This window comes from Flavisericum labens (assembly GCF_045446075.1).
Taxonomy (GTDB): Bacteria; Bacteroidota; Bacteroidia; order Flavobacteriales; family Flavobacteriaceae; genus Flavisericum; species Flavisericum labens.
This window is the reverse complement of record NZ_JBJJBQ010000002.1, coordinates 382,098-403,712: the sequence shown is the minus strand read 5'-3', so window position 1 is coordinate 403,712 and position 21,615 is coordinate 382,098. Positions and strand designations below refer to the sequence as shown.

Below are 21,615 nucleotides of genomic sequence, written 5' to 3'. Positions count from 1 at the left end.
ATAAACGCAATTGTGTTTATCCAACCGTTGTGCTTCATTATTACAAACCAATAACTAATGATAAAATTCTTTAGAAAAATCAGACAAAGATTATTGACTGATAACAAATTCAGCAAATATCTATTATATGCCATTGGAGAAATTATCCTAGTCGTTATTGGGATTTTGATTGCCTTACAAATTGGAAATTTAAACGAACAAAGAAAAAAATATGAACAGGGAATTATTCAAGAAAAAGCATTGAAGATTGATTTACAAAATGATTTAGAAATACTGAAATTGGATTTGGAATATATAACGAAAGAAATAAAAATCAACAATGCCTATGCTGAAAGGCTGTCCAATTTAACTTCTAATATAGATACACTTGTAAAAATTGTTCGTTACGAATACTATGGAGGTCTTAATACCTTGAAAGAATTAAATAAAACTACATTTAATTCTTTAGAGTCAACAGGTGAAATTGCTTTATTCGAGAAAGATTTAGCGAAGAATGTACAGGAATATTATACAGAAAGAAACACAATGATAGCAACTTCAAATAATAATATGCGAATTTATTACAACTTACTTGAACCTTTTATGTCTAAGTATCCTGGCTATTGGTTTATTATACAAGGGCATCTTCAAGATTCATATTGGAAAAACGCAAATAAAAAAACAATCTATAGTGAGTTTAATGGACTTTTGACTGTCAGATTGTTTAATATGGAAGTGAGAAAAAATATTGTAGAGAGATTAATTGATAAAACAGAAATATTAATTGACAAACTTGATTAACGTGTTGTAATATAAAAAAAGAGTTAAAGACAAAAATAACGAAAGCACAACACCGTATAAAAAAAATTGCTAGTTTTAGCTAAACCAAAGTTAGTTGCTCGTTTGCTAGCTTCTGATTTTCCTTCGGAAAATCCTCGCACACAAACACGCAACTTTCCTTATACAACAACGTTGGCACTTATTTAAAAAATGAATAGAAAAAATTTATTTGTGTTTTTAATACTGACCTTTTTATGGTCTTGGACACTTTGGATTATTGGATTAAACCATCTATCAGACGGTATTAATCAAGAGTCAATTGATAAATTTTTAGTTTTCTTTTTTGTTGGTTTATATGGACCAACAATATCCGGAATAATTACAACTCTATTCTTTGATGGACTCAAAGGGCTATTGGAATTAATCAAAAAGCTTTTTATATGGAAAGTCCCTTTTAAATATTATGTATACATAATTCTTGTACCTCTAATATTTGTAATTATTGGTATTGCACTTTACAGCCAATTTATAGGGGAAATTGGAGGTTTTGATAAAATGGCATATTTATCGATACCAACAATATTATTAACGGGATTGTATGCTGGACCTTTGGGAGAAGAACTAGGGTGGAGAGGTTTTTTATTGCCCGAATTTCAAAAAAAATATTCAAACCTGAAAAGTGCAATCATTATTGGAGTTATATGGTTTGTTTGGCATATTCCACTATGGTGGGCACCATTCGGAACATTGGTTAGTGGAGAACCAATATCTATAATTCCTGTAATTGCATATTTCACTATACTAATCTGCCTATCCATAATAATTACTTGGTTAGTAATTAATTCTAGGGGAAGTGTTCTTATAGCAATTTTATTTCACTTGTCAATTAATGCAGGAATCGCATTGCTATTTTACCCTGAATTAAATATGGATTTCAAAAAAATACATTTATTATCAAGCATCGGAATTATGATATTTACTGGATTTTTAATAGTAAAGAATAAATTAAAAACAAGTGCCAACAATGGTAGCCGTTGCACAAGCCCATAATTTTACAAAATCATGATACAAAACAACCATTTTAAGGGCGTTTGTTTTATACCATCATGATTAAAAGCTAAATCTAAGTCGGTCATACGGGCTTAATATTAGCCCTATTACTGCTAGAACACGAGATAAAAGCGCAGGCAGGCTTGCCGCTCCGCTTTTACTGTGTTTTTCTACAAATTTCAGGTACTTTTTAAGGTTGTACGCAATAGCAGATAGCTGCATGCACTTATTGGCCTGCTTAATGCCAATGGTATTGACTTTCCTTAAGCCCATAAACTGGGTCAAGGTGCCAAATACAGGTTCTACCGTACTTTGACGCTTGGCTTTCATATAGCGCCCCTGTGGACTGTTGACCCTAGCGATGTTACGTTCGTACTCGGCGCGGTAATAGGTAACGGTAAACTTCTTTTCCTGGGCGCTCTTGCCCAAACACTGGCTACGGACCGGGCAATCGATGCACACTTTCTTTGATGCGCGATATTCTTTCTTTTTGGTGTGGTTCTTGGTTTCGTAAAACACCTTTTTAAACGGTACCACCTTACCTTGTGAACAGACATAATGATCTTTGGCTTCGTTATAAGCAAAGCCATCGGGGCAGCCTTTATACGTGCCATGGGGCGGTATAAAGCTTTTCAGGTTTCTACCTTCCAGAAAAGCGTAATTCTCACCGCTACTATACCCGGTATCGGCCACACAGTTGTCCCAGACCAAACCCGAACGGCGTAAGCGGCGCTGCACGCGGACCACTATATCTTGTAACTGTTGGTTGTCTTTACCATCGGCATGATAGGCCTTGATATCACTGATCACATGGTGGGCGGTATCTACGGTAAGCTGGCTTTGGTAATTGAGCTTTCTGGCCTTGCCCGGTTTTACACTAATACGCGCATCGGGGTCGGTAGGACTGTAATGCGTTTTGTTACTGGTATAGCGACTGCCTTTGTTACCTGCTCCCGGACGCCCGTCTTGGTCCTTGGCCCATTTGGCATTTCTGCTTTTTATAGCCTGTAACTTCATTACTAAACTGATGAAACAAGCCATCAATTCCAGTCACATCAAAAACATCTTTACTAATGTCAATTCCAAAATAATTCGTATTTTCATTCATATTTAATATCTTATGAAGGAACGTATCTACCGTGTTTTCTAAAACTTAAAAACGAGATCCTTAGTCTCTTAGAACTGTACGAAATAAGAGTAGAAAAGAGAGAGGATTTTTAAGAAAAACGAGATCAAGTCTCACTATACAAAATAACCTTAATTCTCTCTTTTTGTTCTTTCTGGTTATATACTTAAATTTATAACTTTTATATTATTATTTAACTTAAGTTATACATAAACGTTGTAGCACATTATGACCCGTCCTGAATAAAGGCTACATAATTTTAAACATTATATACAAAAAAGACAAAGTAAGATGACTAAAAATATAAAGGTAGCAGCTGCACAACTTTCATCCGTTTTTTTAGATAAAGAAAAAACGGTTGATAAGGCCTGTAAAGCAATTTTAGAAGCTGGTGAAAACGGCGCCAACTTAATCGTTTTCCCAGAGGCCTTTATTTCTGGTTATCCAGATTGGGTATGGCTAATTCCAAATAGTAAAGGAGCTGATTTAAATGAGCTTTACTTAAAACTTGTTGAAAATGCTGTTTCTGTGCCTGATGGTTCTACACAAAAACTTTGTGAAGCGGCCAAAACAGCTAGCATTAATGTTGTTATTGGTATGCATGAACGTAATGTTGAAACCAGTAGCGCCAGTTTATTTAATAGCTTACTTTTTATAGACGACAAAGGCATAATTCTAGGTAAACATAGAAAGTTAATACCAACAGGCGGAGAACGTCTAATATGGTCTCAAGGAGATGGTAGTACCTTATGCTCTTATGACACTTCAGCAGGAATAATAGCTGGGTTAATCTGTTGGGAGAATTTTATGCCATTGGCAAGAAATGCTATCTATGAATTTGGAACTCAAATATTAGTTTCTCCTACCTGGGATAAAAGCCCCAACTGGATTCAATCTATGCAGCATATTGCAAGAGAAGGCGGATTGTTTGTTATAAGCACTTGTATGGCTTTAAAAATGGATGATATTCCTGATGAGTATGAATTTAAAAAACTTTACCCAGAAGGAAGGGAATGGATTAATGTAGGTAATAGTTCTATAATTGCACCAAACGGGAAAGTTATCGCTGGACCACTAGAAGCAAAAGAAGGCATATTATATGCAGATATTAACCTCCAAGACATTATAAAAGCAAAACGAATGTTTGATGTCGTCGGACATTATTCAAGACCTGATGTTTTTAATTTCGATGTAAATCTAACAAATAAAAAAAAGCCATAACACAGCATGCATAGTTCATTGCGCCTAAACTCCTAATGGAATTCATTGCAATTTGCTGTCTTTAGCCTAAGACGGAAAAACATAGCGGATTTTCACAAAACGAAACCATAGCCCAACCGTTGGTATTCAATTAAGAAAACATGCCTGGTTGCAATTTCATAATGGATTTACATAGACTAGGTCTAGTTCAAAAAATTGCGCATACCCCACCTTAACCGACGGTTATTCTATACCTTTATGTTAATTTAAAAAGACAACATGGAAACATTAAAGAAATTTTTAGAATTGGAGCTTATTAATTTGGGAGAATCTAATATACGGGTTTATACATTAGTGACTATCTTAATAATTTTCTTGATTACCAAATTGATTTTATGGCTAATTAAGAAAGCACTTTTTAGTAAACGCAAGTCTAAAAAACTTGACAAAGGGAGTGCCTATGCCTTATTTCAAATCATAAGATATATTATATGGATAATTGCTGTTGGGCTTATTTTAGAAACTATTGGTGTTAAAGTAACTGTATTAATAGCTGGTTCTGCTGCTTTGCTTGTTGGAATAGGATTAGGGTTGCAGCAAACATTTAATGATGTTATATCAGGAATAATTTTACTTTCAGAACAATCCATAAAAATAGATGATGTTTTAGAAATAGATGGTGATGTTGTAAGAATTCAAAGTATTGGATTAAGAACATCCAAAGGATTAAACACAAATGATATTTCTATTATCATTCCGAATTCATTAATTACAACCAATAAAGTAATAAATTGGAGCCACCAGACAAAGAAAACCCGGTTTAGAATTGATGTTGGTGTTACTTATGGCAGTGATGTAGATTTAGTTATAAAAATTTTGGAAGAAAGTGCATTTGAACATCCAGATATATCTGACCGGGAATTAACTGAAGCTCGATTAGTGGGTTTTGGAAATTCATCATTAGATTTTCAAGTTTTATTCTTTAGTAAGAACATATTTAGAATAAATAAAGTAAAAAGCGATATCCGCAGAATTATTAGTCAAAAATTTGCTGAAAACAAGATAGCTATACCTTTTCCGCAATTGGATTTACACTTAAAGTCAAATGATGCTGAAATATTAAAGAAGAGCTAAGTTAAAAACATGGTGTATTTTAGTCTAAACCAAAGCTTGTTGCTCTTTTTTTACTTAATCATTAATACTGGATAAGCACTGCTATTTTTGCCAGAATTGAATCCTGAATTCAAAAAATTAAATTAAAAATAAGTTTCAAAAACCATGCTTAATTTGTTGCACCCGCAAACTCTCAAAATTTCTGTGGATTTTTTATTCGGTTTTTAATTGTTAAATTAGGCACTTATACAAGGTAACTAGCCCTATAGAGACCTTGACCAATCAAAATATAAATGACAAGAATAAGGGAAATAATATATAAGCATATATCGGCCAAAAAAGTGCTACTGCTTTTTATACTAACAAATATTGTTTATGCGATAATGTTGACAATTACCATTCCCAAAACAATGACATTTTCAAATAATCTGAAATTATTAGACATGATGCCTTTGGGATACACTTCAGAATATATTGAAACGCTTTTGGAGACATTAGGTGAAAATGGAAGACAGGTGTATTTAAAAACGCAACTTCCTGTCGATATGATCTACCCACTTCTGTTTGGAGTAAGTTATAGTTTATTGATTGGGTACTTTTTAAAAAAACTGGACAAACTTAACTCCGTCTTTTTCATTCTCTGCTTCCTTCCCGTTATTGCAGGGATAGCCGATTATTCTGAGAATTTTGGAATTATCACCATGTTGATCAATTATCCTGATTTATCCCCTACTACAATTAAAGTTACAAATATTTTTTCGGTAGTAAAAAGCATGTCAACAACTGTCTTTTTTGTTACATTAATCATAATCTTAATATTTTTTGGAATTAAAACGATAAAAGAAAGAAAAACAAGTCACTAACAATATATAAGAAATAAAATGCCGTTGTACGCTATTAAATAACCAACTATTCCAGAAAAATCAGCCAAAGCCTATTACTGAAAATAAGTTTAGTAAATATCCTTTGAGCAATTGGAGTTGAGATGTGCGTGTACGGTATAACAAGTAAATAATGAAAACCACCTAAAACTAGATAATATGAATGTTTTTGTAAAATTAATTATTGGATGTTTCATTTTAACAATTGTGCAGAATGATTTAAATGCGCAGCAACTGGCAAAAATTAAAATTGACCCGGACAGAACTATTGGGGAAATAAGTCCTCTGCTCTATGGCAATTTTGTGGAACATCTGGGCAGGTGCGTCTATGGAGGTATTTATGATCCTGGATCACCTTTGGCAGATGCCGATGGGTTTCGCAAAGATGTATTGGATGCGGCCAAGGATTTAAATGTTACCATTACACGTTATCCCGGTGGAAATTTCGTATCCAACTACCATTGGGAAGATGGTGTGGGCCCAACAAGGGTTCCCAGAATGGAATTGGCATGGTCCCGCTTGGAAACCAACCAATTTGGAACGAACGAGTTCATGGATTTCGCCAAGAAATTAGGCACCGAACCTTATTTTGCCGTCAACATGGGAACAGGCACCATAGAGGAAGCTCAGCGATGGGTCGAATATACCAACGTAAAAGGTGAATCGCATTATGCCAAATTAAGAGAAGTACATGGATATCCAGAACCACATGACATAAAATATTGGAGTCTGGGCAATGAAATGGACGGGTTTTGGCAAATGGGACACTTAAATGCAGAAGATTATAGCAAAAAAGCCAGAGAAGCAGCAAAATTGATGAAGTTGACAGACCCAAGCATCAAATTGATTGCAGCAGGATCATCCAATTACCGCCCCTTTGCAGACCCTAATAAATGGAACGCCACCATATTGAAAGAACTTAAGGATGTGGTAGACTATCTTGCTATTCATATGTATGTGGGAAATCCTGATGACAATTACTATAATTTTTTATCCACTCCCCTGGTCATGGAACAAAGAACCAAGCTCATTAAAGGGTTGATAGATGTTGAAATGCAAAAAGCCGACAGAGGTGAACGAGACCCTATTTTTATTGCCTGGGATGAATACAACGTATGGTATAGGGCAAGAAGAGGGCCTTCGTCAAGAGGTGAAAGGGCTTTGGAAGAGCATTACAATCTTGAAGATGCACTTGTAATTGCAGGTTTTCTTAACGGATTCATTAGAAACGCAGATGTGGTAAAAATGGCCAACATGGCGCAATTGGTTAATGTTATTGGCCCCATGTTTACTAATGAGAAAGACATGTTCAGGCAGACCATTTATTTCCCACTTCAATTATTTTCCCAAAACATGCACGGCACATCGTTAGATGTTTATGTAGATTGTGGCACCTATGATACCGAAGAATTCAATATTGGTCTAGGTGAACAAACAACGAAACAGACTGATGTTCCTTATCTAGATGTTTCCTCGGCCATTAATGGTGACGAAATCATTATTTCCGTAATGAATCGGCATCTAACAGAAAATATTTCCACAGATATCATCTTACAAGAAGGATCGTTCAAAGGTGATTTTGAAATCATGGAAGTTAATGGGCCAGACACAAAATCACAGAATACTTTCGGAAAAGAAATTGTAAAGACACAGCAGAAAGACAATGTAAAACCCAAGGGCAATAAACTTACATATTCATTTCCTCCGCATTCATACACCATGATAAAGGGTAAGTTCAAAAAATAGGTTTAGATTAAATGTAATATTCTCACGAATTGAAGGATGCGGTTAAAAGTTGTTAGATTTTTAACCGCACTTTTTAAACCATTTCATCTCCCTGCCAACCTGACATTTTAAGAAAATATTAAAGTAATACCTGTTCACATGGTACATTTTTTGATGTTTTTGAAACGAATATTTGTTTAATTTAAAAGGTACTCAATTATGAAAACACTTAAAATTATTCCGATTTTTCTTCTGCTTATTTTCAATTGTACTGGTCAGGAAAAGCAAAAACAAAATAATAAAACCGATATAAAACCTGATGAAAACATTACAGTAAATAAAGAGTATGATGACCAAGGGAATTTAATAAAATACGATTCCATTTACTCATACAGCTATTCATCAAACGGAAAATTAAGCGACAGTTTAAAACTGCAGTTTCAAAAGCACTTCAACAATCATTCGTTTTTTAACGATTCCTTTTTTGATGATTTTTTTGGTAAAGATTCCATCACTGGAGGATTTCATCCTGATGACTTTTTTCAGAAAGGTTTTATGAACCAAGATGAGCAAATTAAAAGCATGATGAAACGTATGGATTCCATTCAACATTTGTTTTTCAATCAACGCTCAAGACCAATCATTCCAGCCGAACCCCAAGAAACTAAGCCTAAAACAGAAGAAATCAATTTGAAACAAATCTAACGGTTAAAACAAAAAATCAGCTAAACTTAGCAAAGTCTAACCAACGATACATTATATTTTTTAAATAAAGTCGTTCTGATATTTTCATAAGCGTTAAATAAAAATTAAAACCAGCTGTAGTGCTGGTTTCTTTTTTATATTTGGTTTTTTGCTAACACCAATATTATGCGCAGAGCCTTACAATATCTATTTATTCTTGCATTTACCTGTACAATTGCCCAAGCTCAAAAACCCAAAACACCCTCGTCGTCAGAAATTTATAAAGCCATTGAAAAACTTAATTTTTTAGGTTCGGCATTGTATGTGGCAGCACACCCCGACGATGAAAATACAAGGCTGATTTCATATTTATCTAACGAGTTAAATGCCAGAACCGCCTACCTTTCCATAACCAGAGGTGATGGCGGTCAAAACCTTATTGGACCTGAAATTAGAGACTTATTGGGCGTGATAAGAACTCAAGAACTTTTGGCCGCGCGGCATATAGATGGTGGGGAACAAATTTTTACCAGAGCCAACGATTTTGGCTACTCCAAACACCCCGATGAAACTTTAGAAATTTGGAATAAAGAAGAGGTGCTTAACGATGTTGTATTGGCTATTAGAAAATTTAAACCCGATGTTATCATCAATCGTTTTGACCACAGAACTCCAGGTACAACACACGGGCATCATACCAGTTCGGCTATGTTGAGCATGGAAGCTTTTGAACTCGCTAACGATAACACCGCATATCCAGAACAACTAAAACAGGCTAGCCTGTGGCAACCAAAAAGATTGTTTTATAATACAAGTTGGTGGCGTTATGGCAGTAGAGAAAACTTTGAGAAGTTAGATAAAAGTAAGATGTTAGTCTTTAATATTGGAACCTATTATCCTTTAAAAGGTCTATCCAATAACGAAGTTGCGGCTTTGGCACGCAGCAAACATTTAAGCCAAGGATTTGGAACATTGACGCAACGCGGTACCCAAAATGAATATATTGAGTTTTTAAAGGGCGAACCCCTTGCAAACAATGAAGATATTTTTGCAGGTATTGACACCTCTTGGAATCGTGTAAAAGGCGGAAAAGCCATTGGTGAAATTTTAATCGGGGTTGAAAATAACTTCAATTTCAATAATCCTTCAGAACATATCCCACAATTGATTGAAGCCTACAATTTACTTCAAAATATTGAAAACGACCATTGGAAAACCCAAAAAACAAAAGAACTCAAATCCATTATTGAAATGTGTGCCGGTTTATATCTGGAAGCTTCCGCAGATAATAATACAGCGGCTCCAAAAGAAATAGTCAACTTAAGCATAGAAGCAATAAATAGAAGCTCACTTCCCATAACATTGGTAAGCTACAGCAATCAAAACGATTTAAATATTTCGAAAAACATTCCTTTAAAAAACAATATAAAATATGATTTTAAAGAATCCATAAAGCTTAAACCAGACGCCAAACCATCTACACCTTATTGGCTTAACAAAAAAGGATCCTTGGGCATGTACAACGTTGAAGACAAATCTTTAATTGGGTTACCCGAAACACCCAGAACTTTAAAAGTCAATTTTAATTTACTCATTGAAAACACCCCAATAACTTTCACCAAAAACATTGTTCAGCGCTATTCAAAACCAGACAAAGGCGAATTGTACCATCCGTTTGAAATCATCCCTGAGGCTTCGGCAAAAATCACAGAAAAAGTCATCATCATAAATAATGGCAATCAACGGGATATTACTGTTGTTGTAAAAGCAGGCCGAGATAATTTAGAAGGCTCGGTGGAAGTTTGCCATCCAAACGATTGGAACGTTTATCCAAAAACCCAAAAAGTTACTATTGCCCATAAAGGCGAAGAACAAACGCTCATATTCACGGTAATTCCACCAAAAAACCAAAGTGAAGGCTATATAGGACCTATTGTACACGTTGGGGATAAAGAGTACACCAAAGAACTGGTTGAAATTGAGTACGACCACATTCCAACCCAAACCGTATTATTACCAAGTGAAAGTAAAATTGTTCGATTGGATATCGCAAAACATGGCAAAAACATTGCCTATATTCAGGGTGCAGGCGACGTCGTGCCTGAAAGTTTGGAGCAAATAGGATACAACGTACGTGTTTTGGAACCCGAAGACATAAATCCAGAAAACCTTAGCACTTTTGATGCCGTGGTTATTGGAATACGCGCCTACAACACTGTTGATGAGCTTAAATTCAAGCAGCAGATCCTTTTTGATTTTGTCGCTCAAGGCGGAAATATGATTGTGCAATACAATACCAGTCATCGATTAATTACAGAAAATTTGGCGCCTTACGACTTAAAACTTTCTAGAGATCGTGTAACCGATGAACATGCCGAAGTCCGTTTGCTAAAACCCGAACATCCTGTTTTAAACTATCCCAATAAAATAACCCAAAAAGATTTTGAAGGGTGGACACAAGAGCGCGGTTTATACTTCCCCAATTCTTGGGCTAGCGAGTTTACCCCTGTCCTATCAATTAACGATAAAGGCGAAGATGCGAAGGATGGTAGTTTATTGGTCGCTAAACATGGTAAAGGCTACTATATTTACACGGGCCTAAGCTTTTTTAGGGAGTTCCCTGCTGGGGTTTCTGGTGCCTACAGGCTTTTCGCCAATATGCTCTCCATTGGAAAAGAAGACCTAAAACAACAAGCCCAATTAAATGATTAGATTATGGAAAAAAATAAGACACCCAAGCAAATTTGGTCAAAATGGTACTCTATTGTATTAATTGCTAATGCTATTTATTTTTTTGTGTTCTATCTTATCACCAAATCATTTTAAAGTATGCAAGTTTTAAGTTGGATTGACTGGACGGTTTTAGCCATAACACTTGCAGGCATTGTAGCTTATGGGACCTGGCAAACGCGTGGAAGCAAAAACGTAACGGATTATTTACGGGGCGGAAACACCTCAAAATGGTGGACCATAGGTTTATCGGTCATGGCCACCCAAGCCAGTGCCATAACTTTTTTGTCAACACCGGGCCAAGCATTTAACGACGGTATGGGGTTTGTACAATTCTATTTCGGTCTTCCCATAGCGATGATTGTAATTTGTATGGTTTTTATTCCATTATACCATCGACTGAAAGTTTACACAGCATACGAATTTTTAGAAAATCGTTTTGACTTAAAAACTAGAACGCTCGCAGCAATTTTATTTTTAATTCAACGCGGGTTAGCTGCGGGTATTACCATTTTTGCGCCTGCTATTATTCTTTCAGTCGTTTTGGGCTGGGACTTACTAACCTTAAATATTGCCATTGGCCTGCTCGTTATCATTTATACAGTTTCTGGTGGTACGCGCGCTGTAAACGTAACTCAAAAGCACCAAATGTTGGTGATTTTTATTGGGATGCTTGTAGCTTTCTTTTTGATTGTTGACAAACTCCCGGAAGACATCACCTTCACAAAAGCCCTTGATATTGCAGGGGCTAGTGGAAAGATGGAAGTATTAGATTTTTCATTCAGCTTAAACAACCGCTACACCTTTTGGAGCGGTATAATTGGTGGTACGTTTTTAATGCTCTCGTATTTTGGCACCGACCAAAGTCAGGTTCAGCGCTACCTATCGGGAAAATCAGTTAAGGAAATGCAGTTGGGCTTAATATTCAACGGATTACTTAAAATCCCTATGCAATTTTTCATTTTACTGGTTGGTGTCATGGTATTTGTCTTTTATCAGTTTCACGAAGCACCAGTAAACTTCAACCCTACTGCTACCGAACTCGTTTTAAATTCTGAATATGCAAACGAATTCAAAGCGCTTCAACAGGAGCAAAAAGCTGTTTTTAACGATAAGCAGACCATTATAAAATCGTTTATTGAATCGGATAATCCCAGCGCTTCAAAATATATTGCCATTGCCAATGAAGCGCATGACGACATTAGAGCTGAAGCCCGAAACCTTATTGATAAAGCTTCCGAAAAGCAAGACTTAAAGGTAGAGAGCAACGATAAAGATTATGTATTCATCCATTTTATTTTAAACAATTTACCGCGTGGTTTAATTGGGTTACTATTGGCCGTTATTTTGAGTGCAGCCATGTCTAGCACAGCCAGCGAACTTAATGCTTTAGGCTCTACCACTACTATTGATTTATACAAACGAAACACCAGCGAAAAAACCGAGGAGCACATGGTGAAGGCCTCAAAATGGTTCACTTTTGCATGGGGCATTATGGCCATTGCCGTGGCATGTGTCGCCAATCTGGCGGAAAATTTAATTCAGTTGGTAAACATTATCGGTTCGATATTTTACGGCAATGTACTGGGTATTTTCCTATTGGCATTTTTCTTTAAATTTGTAAAAGGCCACGCCGTTTTTATCGGCGCTTTAATTACCCAAGCTCTGGTTATTGCCCTTTACTTTTTAAATGAATTCAGCATAATCAACCTTCCATTTTTATGGCTTAATTTTGTAGGTTGTATCATAGTTATTACATTGGCTTGCTTACTCCAATTAATTCAAAGAAAATGACAAAACAAGAAGACATAAAAAAAATAAAGTGGGGTATTATTGGTTTGGGAAGAATTGCCAACAGTTTTGCAACCGACCTCGCCACGATAAGTGATGCCGAATTGTATGCTGTAGCATCACGTTCGCAGGAAAAGGCTGATGAATTTGCTAAAAAGCACAAAGCTACAAAAGCTTACGACAGTTATGAAACCTTAGCCAACGACACCAATATTGATGCGGTTTATGTGGCCACGCCACATAGCTTGCATAAAGAAAATGCATTAATGTGCTTAGAAAATGGCATAGCTGTTTTAGGCGAAAAGCCTTTTGCCATGAATGCCGAAGATGTTAATGAGATGATAGTCAAAGCGAAAGAAAAAAATGTGCTTTTAATGGAAGCGCTATGGACCTACTTTCTACCCCATTACCAATACGTTTTAAAAGAACTGAAAAACAAGACTTATGGTAATATTTTAAAACTTGAATCGGACTTTGGTTTTAAACGTCCATACGATACTAGCACCCGTCTTTTCGATAAAAAATTAGGTGGCGGTAGTCTGCTAGATATTGGTATTTACCCCATTTTTGCAGCACTATCTACTTTGGGCACCCCTAAAAAGATTGAAGCCAGTGCAACTTTTTTTGAAAATGGTGCGGACTCTTCTTGCGATATGGTTTTTGAATATAACAACAATATAAATGCTTATTTAAAAAGCTCGCTAATTGAAGAATTGCCAACCCAAGCCGTTTTTTATTGTGAGGATGCCATTGTAAAAATAAACACGCAGTTTCACGCACCGTCAACAGTTTCGATAATTAAAGACGGAAATGAAGAGGTTATAGATTTTAAATACAATACTATTGGCTATAGTTTTGAAGCTATTCATTTCAATCAACTTTTAAGAGAGGCCAAAACTGAAAGTGATGTTATGACTTTTGATTTTAGCAGAAAACTCATTAAAACTTTAGATCAGGTTCGTTCTATCATCCAATTAAAATATTAAAAGTTATGTTTTTGTTACATTAAGTAAATTTTATTTGTCTATATGTAAAGTTTGTTTTACTTTTTGAACGTCAATCATTAGTTAATTTTAAAACGAACAATTATGAAAACAAACTATTTATTACCAAATAATTATAAAAAACTTGGATGGTTGTTATTTATTGGAGGTATAATTTCTGGATTAATAACATATTTTATTGGACTTAAGACTGAACCTCTAAAAATAAAAGTACTTTCCATTTTTAATAATTTTGCTTTTGGGCCAAAAGAAATGCAGTATTTCAAATTTATAGAAACTGGGTTTATGTTTGAGTTAATTCTCCTATCTATTATTTTTGGAGGACTGATAGTTGGATTATCAAAGGAAAAAGTTGAAGATGAGTTTATTTATAAACTCAGAAAAGATTCATTAGTTTGGGCCATAGTCTTCAATTATGCCGTACTTACTTTTTTAATTTTTTTTATTTATAATTATACATTTGTACATGTCTTGGTATTAAATATGTTTACACCTCTTTTATTTTTTATTATTCGCTTCAACTTCCTAAAATTAAAATTGAGAAGTCATGAAGAATAACATCAAAGTGCAACGTGCCATTCATGACATGACACAAGCCGATTTAGCTGAAAAAATTGGGGTTAGCAGGCAAACCATAAATGCTATGGAAAAAAATAAATATGTGCCTTCTACAGTACTTTCTTTAAAAATAGCAAAACTTTTTAAAATATCTGTAGAAGATATTTTTATTTTAGAAGATTCGGATTAAGAAGTTCAAAAAACAGCAATTACATTAGAGTTAACAACTTAAGCTCAAACCTTTTGTGAAGTGTTTTTGTAATCATTATGTTGCGCTTAATTTAGGAAACAGAGAAGCCAACTTATATGGCATAAAAAAAGCACAACATTTAAAAAGTTGTGCTTTTAGTTTGGTTGGATATTTTTAAATAAATTCACCATCTGCAGTTATCTTTATTTTCTTTTTTGAATTGTTTTGTAGTATGGTTATTTTGTATATTTTTTTTACTCGCTTGGTATCATACCAAACCAAATAATCAGAACTTACCAATTTACATTTAGAAAATTCCCTCAAAACATTGTCCCTTACTACACTAGGAAGCTTAACTTGTTTAAATCTTTCTTTGGTTTTTAAAATTTCACCGTTTTTACCATACAGTACTTCAATATACCCTTTATCTGTTTTAAATTTTACTTTAAAAGGCTCTGATTTGCCCTTATATTCTGGAACTGAAGTAACATCAAATTTAGATACACGCTCCTCTAATACGCTTACATGTATAGCCATAGAGTTATCAACCACTTCATTTTTATAATTACTGTTTATTGCCTTAGTTGAAGGTTCCGTGGTTTCAGAAGTCATTTCTTCTGTGTTTAAAGCTAGTAGATCTGTGCCTACATTTTGTGAATTTCCGAGATTTGCAGTAAAAAAAACTACCAATAATAATACAATTGCTTTCATGATTATATGTGTTTAAAGATTAATAAGTAATGTTTACACAAATATGAAACAATAGAGTACACAAGGCTTAACAGCTATGTTGTTAATTATTTAAAGTTTTATTTAAAGGCTATAACACATAATTTGAAGCATTTAAATTATGTTGAATGGTGTCGCATTATAGCTAGTCCTTAAAGTATGGACTTTGTTTGTAATTGCCTAAATTCATTTTTTCTAAAAGTGACAGGAATTCTGGGTTATCGTGCATATCGGTAAAAAAATGGTCGTGTTTTATTCTATTCATTTCACCGTTTTTTCTTTTGAAGCCAATATTCAACCATTGCATAGCTTTATCATGCTCACCTAGAAAAGCAAATTTTTGAGCTATATAATAGGCATTATGTTGCACCCGCTCTTCATCGGCATGGTTAATGTCCAAATCGTTTATCCATCTAAAAACCCCATTAATTCCATTTTCTTTGTAGGCCTGTAACATAGGGGCAACATTTTTATTATAATTATGACTTAGGCTCCAATTATCAACAAGTTCATTAACGGCCAAATCATGCTCTCCTTTATTAACGTAAGCTAAAAAAGCAATCCACGGCGCCCATCCATCAATTGGACTTAACTCTTTAGCCCTTTCTGCTTCCTTTAAAGCCGCATCGTAATCTTCGATGAATAAATAATATTCTGCACTCGATATATTGATATAATATGAAACTGGCGCAGCCAATAAAGCTTTATTTAAATATTCTCTACTCTTTTCAAAATCTCCCTTAACGGACATCAAATACCTGGCATAAATGGTCATCACATAAGGATTTTTGGAATCCAAACTTAATGCTTTTAGAAATTCCTTTTCGGCTTCCTCCCAATTCCATTTTTATTCCATGAATATCAATCCGAGTGCACGGTGGGTTTCGGCCAAATCGTCGTCAAGCTCAATAGCTTTTAAAGCATAGCCCTTAGCCGTTAAATAATCTTCCTCTGAAGGTGATGGCCAACCTCGGTAAAGACTTAAAATGGATAAACCAGAATATGGAAGCGCAAATTTTGGATCTAACTCAATACTTTCATTAAAATATTTTTCTGCAAGCATAAACCCTTCATCTGAGAATTGATACAAAAAGTAATCTCCCTTTTTATACAAGTTGTAGGCCTCTAAATTTACGGTTGGAATCTTTTCTATTTCTTGAATTTCTGAAGGAGACAAAACAAGATTTAATTCCTTAGCAATTGATCTGGAGATTTCACTTTCCAGATAAAAAATATCCTCAAATTCCCTATCAAAATCTTTTGACCATAAATGTGTGTCATTTTTTGCATTTATAAGGTGGACAATAATTTTAATTCTATCGTCATACTTTTGAACGCTGCCATCAATAATATAATTTACGCCCAAAGCCTCGCCTATTTCCAAACCTGATAAATCTGTGCTTCCATACCTATCGGAAGATTGCCTAGACTTTACCAAAACACTTTCAATTTTAGACAAATGGTTTATAATGTCGTCCCGCATACCATCAGCAAAATACTGATTGCTTTCATCATTACTCAAATTCTTAAAAGGAAGCACGGCAATTGACTTTTCACCAACATTACTTTCTTTATTGTTTACCAGTTCAGTTTCTTGAACTGTGGGATTATTGAACGTAATGAATAAAAACACCAAAAGTGCAATCCCTCCAAATACGGCAACTAATATCCCTAACTGAGATGAAAGTTTTTTTCTTTTTACTTTTTTTCGTGTTCGTTTTGAAGTAACTCTAATTGGAATATTTGAATCAGCATCTTCAGTTTTTGAACTTCTATACTTAACCTCACCAGGCGGATAACCAAAATACTCACTAAAACGGGTGTTAAAATAAGTAGGACTACTAAATCCAACGCGATATGCTATTTCGGAAGCCGTTGCAACATTATCTTGCAGCATCACCATAGCTTTTTGAAGTCTATATTCACGAATAAATTGACTTGTTGATTTTCCTGTTAGCGCATTTAACTTTCTATGCAAATGCGATCGGCTTGCACCAAGTTCTTCGGCCAATTCATTAACTCCAAATTGTTCATTTTCAAGGTTGGTTTCTATTAAATTTTCAACCTTTTTTATTAACTCTTCATTTAAAGATAATTCGTTTGGCATTTGGTTTTTTAGTTATTTTAAAGAAGTGTATCTATATTAGATAGTACTAATATACAGAATTAAAACATAAATAATTTTTGTTTCTAATTGTTTAAAATCAAAAAGCACAGGTTTTTAAAAACCTGTGCTTCTTTGTATCTAAAAATCTAGAATATCTAATCCTACATCGCCCCCCACTCTTTTAAAGAATCTTTGTTCATTTTTACATAATCGGCATTACCAGCTTCCTCAGCTCCGGCCAAAGACTTTTTAGCCGTTGCAATTGCTGCCTTTTTATCACCTAATTTGGCATAAATTAAAGACTGTTGTCTAAGTTGCCAAAAGCCTGGTTTTTCAATCATACCCATGGCTTTTTCCATGTATTCTTTGGCCTGTTCTAAATTTTTACCTTCCTGAGAATAGTAAACCGCAGCCGAATAATAATCACTAGCCGCAGGCCCACTCAAAGCCTTATCAATAGAAGCCTGAACAATGTCGCTTGTTGGTAAGGTAAACGGAACACCTACATAGGTGTTTTCCCAAATAAAATCTAAGGTGCCTCCATTATTCGTAATGCTATTTACGTCAAGAGTAAAGGTTTCAACAATAAATGGTACCGAATGGGTTTTTACGGTTGTTTTAGCAGCCACCTTACTGTCATCCCAATTACTGGGTGTACCCCAATTTTCGGTATCGCTATAAAAATAAACCTCCCAAGACTCTTTGCCAGGCTTCGTAAAAATAGCATAACTACCCGCTTTTAAAGTTTGTCCGTCAACGGTTGCATCTGTGCTAAATGTAATAATGGAATTTTTGTTGGCTCCGGTTCTCCACAGTTTATCAAAAGGCACTAAATCACCAAAAACAGCTCTACCCTTCACGCTTGGTCTAGAGTATTCTATGGTTACATCGGTAAGTCCAACTTTCTGTTCCAATTTACTTGCAGGGCTCGGTGCAGGCGTTTGTACCTGTGCATTGGTAGCGTAAACAGTTGTAAACGCCAATAAAATCAAAAGTAATTTTTTCATGTTTTATAATATTTATTATCCTGGTTAATGGTTAACCATAAATTTACATATCGAAATCCTGTTTAGTGTTAACAAAATCTTAAAAAAAGCAATAAGCCTGAGAGCTTAAACCGAGTGTTCCATAAAGGCGCTCGCTATAATTAGAATTTCTTTATATAAAGTGTATTATAAAAACATTAACGAATGCTATTGAGAGCCGCAACAAGGGTACCTCTGCTATCCTTAGCTCGAGCCATGAAATCGATCAAAAAACACTACATTAAAGCAGTTCAAATTAAACTAATAAAATTTTGTTTAACTTTTTAACTAAATAGTTAAACATTTTTGTATCTTTGTTGTAAACAGAATGATATGGCAAAGAAAAAAAATATTACCACCGATACTATCATTAGCCTTTATATGGATTTTATTTTAGAAAATGGTGAAAAACCAAAATCGGTTTATGCCTTCACTAAAACAAATAATTTTGATGAAGCTAAATTCTATCAACATTTTGCATCATTTGATGCCGTTGAAAAGGCAGTTTTTGAGGCATTTTTCACCAACTCGATAAAAGCCTTAAACAAGAGCGAAGATTATCAGATTTTTGATGCCAGAAACAAATTACTTAGCTTCTATTACACCTTCTTTGAAACTTTAACGGCCAACAGAAGTTACGTTTTACATATGTTAAACAGTTACAAAACCAATTTAAAAGGTTTAAGGGTACTGTCAGGACTTAAACATCATTTTATTGAATATGTGCACAGCTTAGGCATTCAAATGCTTGATTTAAAGGAAGAGCGATTAGAAAAAATTCAGCAAAGAGCTCTGAAGGAATCCGCTTGGTTGCAACTCATTCTTACCATAAAGTTTTGGCTGGACGACAATTCTCCCGCGTTTGAAAAAACCGATATTTTCATTGAGAAATCGGTAAATACCAGTTTTGATGTTTTAAATGTAGCCCCGTTACAAAGTGTTATGGATTTGGGCAAATTCATATTTAAAGAAAAAATAAGCATGAACTAATTTGCCCATGAAAACCATAGACCACATTCCAACCACAAAAATATCACGGGCTACAAAACTTGTTTCAACGGGTGCCAAAGTAGGCGTTAACTATCTGAAGTATTACGGCGACAAACTAGTAAATACACCAGAAGAAGCCAAGGAACGTCTAAACAAAAACAATGCATCTGACATTTACGATAGTCTAAAGCAACTTAAAGGTAGCGCTTTGAAAGTAGCTCAAATGCTTAGCATGGAAAAAAGCATTCTGCCAAGGGCATATGTCGAGAAATTTTCGTTGGCACAATTCTCGGTTCCGCCACTATCGCCACCCTTAGTTATAAAAACATTTAAAAAATATTTTGGAAAAACACCAAATGATCTATTCGATACTTTTAATGCAACCTCTGTGAATGCTGCCAGCATTGGTCAAGTGCATATCGCAGAAAAAAATGGGAAAAAACTTGCTGTGAAAATCCAATATCCAGGGGTTGCAGAAAGTATCGCTTCAGATTTGGCTATGGTGAAACCCGTTGCCATGAGTATGTTCAATATAAAAGGAAAAGATTCCGATAAATATTTTAAAGAGGTTGAAAACAAATTGGTCGAAGAAACCAATTATATTTTAGAACTTCAACAAAGTGAAGAAATTGCCAAGGCTTGCCAACATATTGAAAACTTAAGATTTCCAGAATATTATAAAACGCTGTCTTCTGAACGTATCATAACCATGGATTACATGGTAGGCGAACACCTTTCTGAATTCACTGCTTACAATACAGATATGCAGAAGGCCAATAGACTGGGGCAAGCGTTATGGGATTTTTACATGTTCCAAATTCACAATCTAAAAAAAGTGCATGCCGACCCGCATCCGGGGAACTTTTTAATTTCTGAAAATGGTGAACTTATTGCCTTAGATTTCGGGTGTATGAAAAGCATTCCTAATGAATTTTATGTGCCGTATTTCGAGTTGGCAAAAAAAGAAAACATCAAGAATCAAGATTATTTTGTTTCAAAACTTTATGAGCTTGAAATCCTAAAGTTAGATGACACCAAGGAAGAAATTGAATTCTTCACAGCCATGTTTCATGATATGTTGAGCCTGTTTACACAGCCTTTCCATCAAGACACTTTTGATTTTTCGAATGCAGAATTCTTCGGAAAAATTGCCGAGTTGGGCGAACGTTATTCAAAAAGTACCGAATTAAGAAAAATGAACGGCAACCGAGGTTCCAAACATTTTATATATATCAACAGAACATTTTTCGGACTATATAATTTAATGTTCGACCTAAAAGCCGAAAACATAAAAATCGATAATTATTTAAAACTCTCATGATCTATTTTAACGAATCTGACATAGAAAGTTTAGACCATATTTATAAAATCAACTTAATAAATAGTTGCTCTGGTTATAAATCGGCTAACCTTATTGGAACCAAATCGGAAACTGGTGTTGACAACGTTGCTGTTTTCAGTTCGGTAACCCACATGGGTTCAAGCCCAGCCTTATTTGGATTCTTTTTAAGGCCAACTACAGTTTTAAGAAATACCTATGAAAACATAAAATCTACCGGATGTTACACTATAAATCATATTCATAAAAGTATCACAAAAGAAGCACACCATACCTCGGCAAAATATGACGCATCGATTTCAGAATTTGATATAACCAGTTTAAAACCAGAAAACAAAAATAACTTTATAGCGCCATTTGTTCAAGGTGCACCCATTCAACTAGCTATGGAATATGTAGAAGAATATCCTATAAAAGCCAATAATACCATTTTATTGGTTGGTAAAATAAAGGGCTTGTACATAGATGATGGCTTAGTGGAAGACGACGGGTTTGTAAACCTTTCTGAAGCTCATGTTGCTGCCATAAATGGACTGGATGGTTATGCAATTCCAGAAAAGAGAACACGGTACGGCTACCAGCGGCCAAAAGAAACTGTTCTATCAAATAGATAA

At 34.9% G+C, this 21,615-nt stretch carries 19 protein-coding genes and 1 pseudogene; 15 read left to right on the top strand and 5 right to left on the bottom strand.

Annotated elements, in window-relative coordinates:
* Positions 1-57: 57 nt before the first annotated feature.
* Both ACIEHO_RS05470 and ACIEHO_RS05465 read left to right on the top strand, forming a co-directional pair.
* The gene (locus ACIEHO_RS05470) at positions 58-780 is read left to right on the top strand and encodes a DUF6090 family protein (protein ID WP_406969459.1); all 723 of its coding nucleotides are present in this window, start codon (positions 58-60) and stop codon (positions 778-780) included.
* A 189-nt stretch (positions 781-969) separates the two neighbouring features.
* Complete coding sequence (locus tag ACIEHO_RS05465) at positions 970-1,809, top strand: CPBP family intramembrane glutamic endopeptidase (protein ID WP_406969457.1); 840 nt, start codon at positions 970-972, stop codon at positions 1,807-1,809.
* Between the two features lie 60 nt (positions 1,810-1,869).
* On the opposite strand, the pseudogene ACIEHO_RS05460 reads toward ACIEHO_RS05465, so the two are convergent.
* Positions 1,870-2,823: pseudogene (locus tag ACIEHO_RS05460) on the bottom strand (transposase); the annotation flags it as partial.
* A gap of 403 nt (positions 2,824-3,226) precedes the next feature.
* Between ACIEHO_RS05460 and ACIEHO_RS05455 the strand changes: the two are divergent.
* The 10 genes from ACIEHO_RS05455 (at position 3,227) to ACIEHO_RS05410 (ending at position 14,811) form a co-directional block, all read left to right on the top strand.
* Entirely contained in the window at positions 3,227-4,156 is a 930-nt protein-coding gene (locus ACIEHO_RS05455; RefSeq protein WP_406969453.1) for a carbon-nitrogen hydrolase family protein, read from the top strand.
* Positions 4,157-4,414: 258 nt separating this feature from the next.
* Complete coding sequence (locus tag ACIEHO_RS05450; RefSeq protein WP_406969451.1) at positions 4,415-5,269, top strand: mechanosensitive ion channel family protein; 855 nt, start codon at positions 4,415-4,417, stop codon at positions 5,267-5,269.
* A 389-nt stretch (positions 5,270-5,658) separates the two neighbouring features.
* Positions 5,659-6,111, top strand: a complete 453-nt coding sequence (locus ACIEHO_RS05445) for a hypothetical protein (protein ID WP_406969449.1) — start codon at positions 5,659-5,661, stop codon at positions 6,109-6,111.
* 177 nt (positions 6,112-6,288) lie between these two features.
* Positions 6,289-7,875 carry an alpha-N-arabinofuranosidase gene (locus ACIEHO_RS05440; protein WP_406969447.1) on the top strand — a complete coding sequence of 529 codons (1,587 nt, stop codon included), beginning with the start codon at positions 6,289-6,291 and terminating at the stop codon, positions 7,873-7,875.
* A 198-nt stretch (positions 7,876-8,073) separates the two neighbouring features.
* A complete protein-coding gene (locus ACIEHO_RS05435) occupies positions 8,074-8,559 on the top strand; it encodes a hypothetical protein (protein WP_406969445.1) in 486 nt (161 codons plus the stop codon).
* A 165-nt stretch (positions 8,560-8,724) separates the two neighbouring features.
* Complete coding sequence (locus ACIEHO_RS05430) at positions 8,725-11,250, top strand: PIG-L family deacetylase (RefSeq protein WP_406969443.1); 2,526 nt, start codon at positions 8,725-8,727, stop codon at positions 11,248-11,250.
* Between the two features lie 117 nt (positions 11,251-11,367).
* Entirely contained in the window at positions 11,368-13,062 is a 1,695-nt protein-coding gene (locus ACIEHO_RS05425; protein WP_406969441.1) for a sodium:solute symporter, read from the top strand.
* Entirely contained in the window at positions 13,059-14,045 is a 987-nt protein-coding gene (locus ACIEHO_RS05420; RefSeq protein ID WP_406969439.1) for a Gfo/Idh/MocA family protein, read from the top strand. The genes ACIEHO_RS05425 and ACIEHO_RS05420 overlap by 4 nt, the downstream gene beginning before the upstream one ends.
* Before the next feature lie 102 nt (positions 14,046-14,147).
* Positions 14,148-14,621 (top strand): hypothetical protein, encoded by a 474-nt coding sequence (locus tag ACIEHO_RS05415; RefSeq protein ID WP_406969437.1) that lies wholly within the window; start codon positions 14,148-14,150, stop codon positions 14,619-14,621.
* A complete protein-coding gene (locus ACIEHO_RS05410; protein ID WP_406969435.1) occupies positions 14,611-14,811 on the top strand; it encodes a helix-turn-helix transcriptional regulator in 201 nt (66 codons plus the stop codon). The genes ACIEHO_RS05415 and ACIEHO_RS05410 overlap by 11 nt, the downstream gene beginning before the upstream one ends.
* Positions 14,812-14,985: 174 nt before the next feature.
* On the opposite strand, the gene ACIEHO_RS05405 is transcribed toward ACIEHO_RS05410, so the two are convergent.
* The 4 genes from ACIEHO_RS05405 to ACIEHO_RS05390 all read right to left on the bottom strand — a co-directional run bounded on the left by ACIEHO_RS05405 (position 14,986) and on the right by ACIEHO_RS05390 (position 18,654).
* A complete protein-coding gene (locus ACIEHO_RS05405) occupies positions 14,986-15,522 on the bottom strand; it encodes a hypothetical protein (protein ID WP_406969433.1) in 537 nt (178 codons plus the stop codon).
* A 163-nt stretch (positions 15,523-15,685) separates the two neighbouring features.
* Entirely contained in the window at positions 15,686-16,339 is a 654-nt protein-coding gene (locus ACIEHO_RS05400; RefSeq protein ID WP_406969431.1) for a tetratricopeptide repeat protein, read from the bottom strand.
* Between the two features lie 48 nt (positions 16,340-16,387).
* On the bottom strand, positions 16,388-17,647 hold the full coding sequence (locus tag ACIEHO_RS05395; RefSeq protein ID WP_406969429.1) for a helix-turn-helix domain-containing protein: 1,260 nt from the start codon (positions 17,645-17,647) through the stop codon (positions 16,388-16,390).
* A 161-nt stretch (positions 17,648-17,808) separates the two neighbouring features.
* Positions 17,809-18,654: a DUF2911 domain-containing protein gene (locus tag ACIEHO_RS05390; RefSeq protein ID WP_406969427.1), complete on the bottom strand. Its 846-nt coding sequence runs from the start codon at positions 18,652-18,654 to the stop codon at positions 17,809-17,811.
* A 351-nt stretch (positions 18,655-19,005) separates the two neighbouring features.
* Between ACIEHO_RS05390 and ACIEHO_RS05385 the strand changes: the two genes are divergently transcribed.
* From ACIEHO_RS05385 to ACIEHO_RS05375, 3 genes are read left to right on the top strand one after another with little or no spacing between them, the layout of a single operon-like run.
* A complete protein-coding gene (locus ACIEHO_RS05385) occupies positions 19,006-19,662 on the top strand; it encodes a TetR family transcriptional regulator C-terminal domain-containing protein (RefSeq protein WP_406969425.1) in 657 nt (218 codons plus the stop codon).
* A gap of 7 nt (positions 19,663-19,669) precedes the next feature.
* Positions 19,670-20,983, top strand: coding sequence for an ABC1 kinase family protein (locus ACIEHO_RS05380; protein ID WP_406969423.1), 1,314 nt, complete (start codon positions 19,670-19,672; stop codon positions 20,981-20,983).
* The gene (locus tag ACIEHO_RS05375; RefSeq protein WP_406969421.1) at positions 20,980-21,615 is read left to right on the top strand and encodes a flavin reductase family protein; all 636 of its coding nucleotides are present in this window, start codon (positions 20,980-20,982) and stop codon (positions 21,613-21,615) included. Before ACIEHO_RS05380 ends, ACIEHO_RS05375 begins: the two co-directional genes overlap by 4 nt.

Excerpts from the sequence above, each read along its gene's own strand:
- ACIEHO_RS05435 (WP_406969445.1), top strand. The coding sequence starts at position 8,074 with ATGAAAACACTTAAAATTATTCCGATTTTTCTTCTGCTTATTTTCAAT.
- ACIEHO_RS05385 (WP_406969425.1), top strand. The coding sequence starts at position 19,006 with ATGGCAAAGAAAAAAAATATTACCACCGATACTATCATTAGCCTTTAT.
- ACIEHO_RS05440 (WP_406969447.1), top strand. The coding sequence starts at position 6,289 with ATGAATGTTTTTGTAAAATTAATTATTGGATGTTTCATTTTAACAATT.
- ACIEHO_RS05420 (WP_406969439.1), top strand. The coding sequence starts at position 13,059 with ATGACAAAACAAGAAGACATAAAAAAAATAAAGTGGGGTATTATTGGT.
- ACIEHO_RS05415 (WP_406969437.1), top strand. The coding sequence starts at position 14,148 with ATGAAAACAAACTATTTATTACCAAATAATTATAAAAAACTTGGATGG.
- ACIEHO_RS05455 (WP_406969453.1), top strand. The coding sequence starts at position 3,227 with ATGACTAAAAATATAAAGGTAGCAGCTGCACAACTTTCATCCGTTTTT.
- ACIEHO_RS05395 (WP_406969429.1), bottom strand. The coding sequence starts at position 17,647 with ATGCCAAACGAATTATCTTTAAATGAAGAGTTAATAAAAAAGGTTGAA.
- ACIEHO_RS05390 (WP_406969427.1), bottom strand. The coding sequence starts at position 18,654 with ATGAAAAAATTACTTTTGATTTTATTGGCGTTTACAACTGTTTACGCT.
- ACIEHO_RS05425 (WP_406969441.1), top strand. The coding sequence starts at position 11,368 with ATGCAAGTTTTAAGTTGGATTGACTGGACGGTTTTAGCCATAACACTT.
- ACIEHO_RS05445 (WP_406969449.1), top strand. The coding sequence starts at position 5,659 with ATGACATTTTCAAATAATCTGAAATTATTAGACATGATGCCTTTGGGA.
- ACIEHO_RS05375 (WP_406969421.1), top strand. The coding sequence starts at position 20,980 with ATGATCTATTTTAACGAATCTGACATAGAAAGTTTAGACCATATTTAT.
- ACIEHO_RS05410 (WP_406969435.1), top strand. The coding sequence starts at position 14,611 with ATGAAGAATAACATCAAAGTGCAACGTGCCATTCATGACATGACACAA.
- ACIEHO_RS05450 (WP_406969451.1), top strand. The coding sequence starts at position 4,415 with ATGGAAACATTAAAGAAATTTTTAGAATTGGAGCTTATTAATTTGGGA.
- ACIEHO_RS05470 (WP_406969459.1), top strand. The coding sequence starts at position 58 with ATGATAAAATTCTTTAGAAAAATCAGACAAAGATTATTGACTGATAAC.
- ACIEHO_RS05465 (WP_406969457.1), top strand. The coding sequence starts at position 970 with ATGAATAGAAAAAATTTATTTGTGTTTTTAATACTGACCTTTTTATGG.
- ACIEHO_RS05430 (WP_406969443.1), top strand. The coding sequence starts at position 8,725 with ATGCGCAGAGCCTTACAATATCTATTTATTCTTGCATTTACCTGTACA.
- ACIEHO_RS05380 (WP_406969423.1), top strand. The coding sequence starts at position 19,670 with ATGAAAACCATAGACCACATTCCAACCACAAAAATATCACGGGCTACA.
- ACIEHO_RS05405 (WP_406969433.1), bottom strand. The coding sequence starts at position 15,522 with ATGAAAGCAATTGTATTATTATTGGTAGTTTTTTTTACTGCAAATCTC.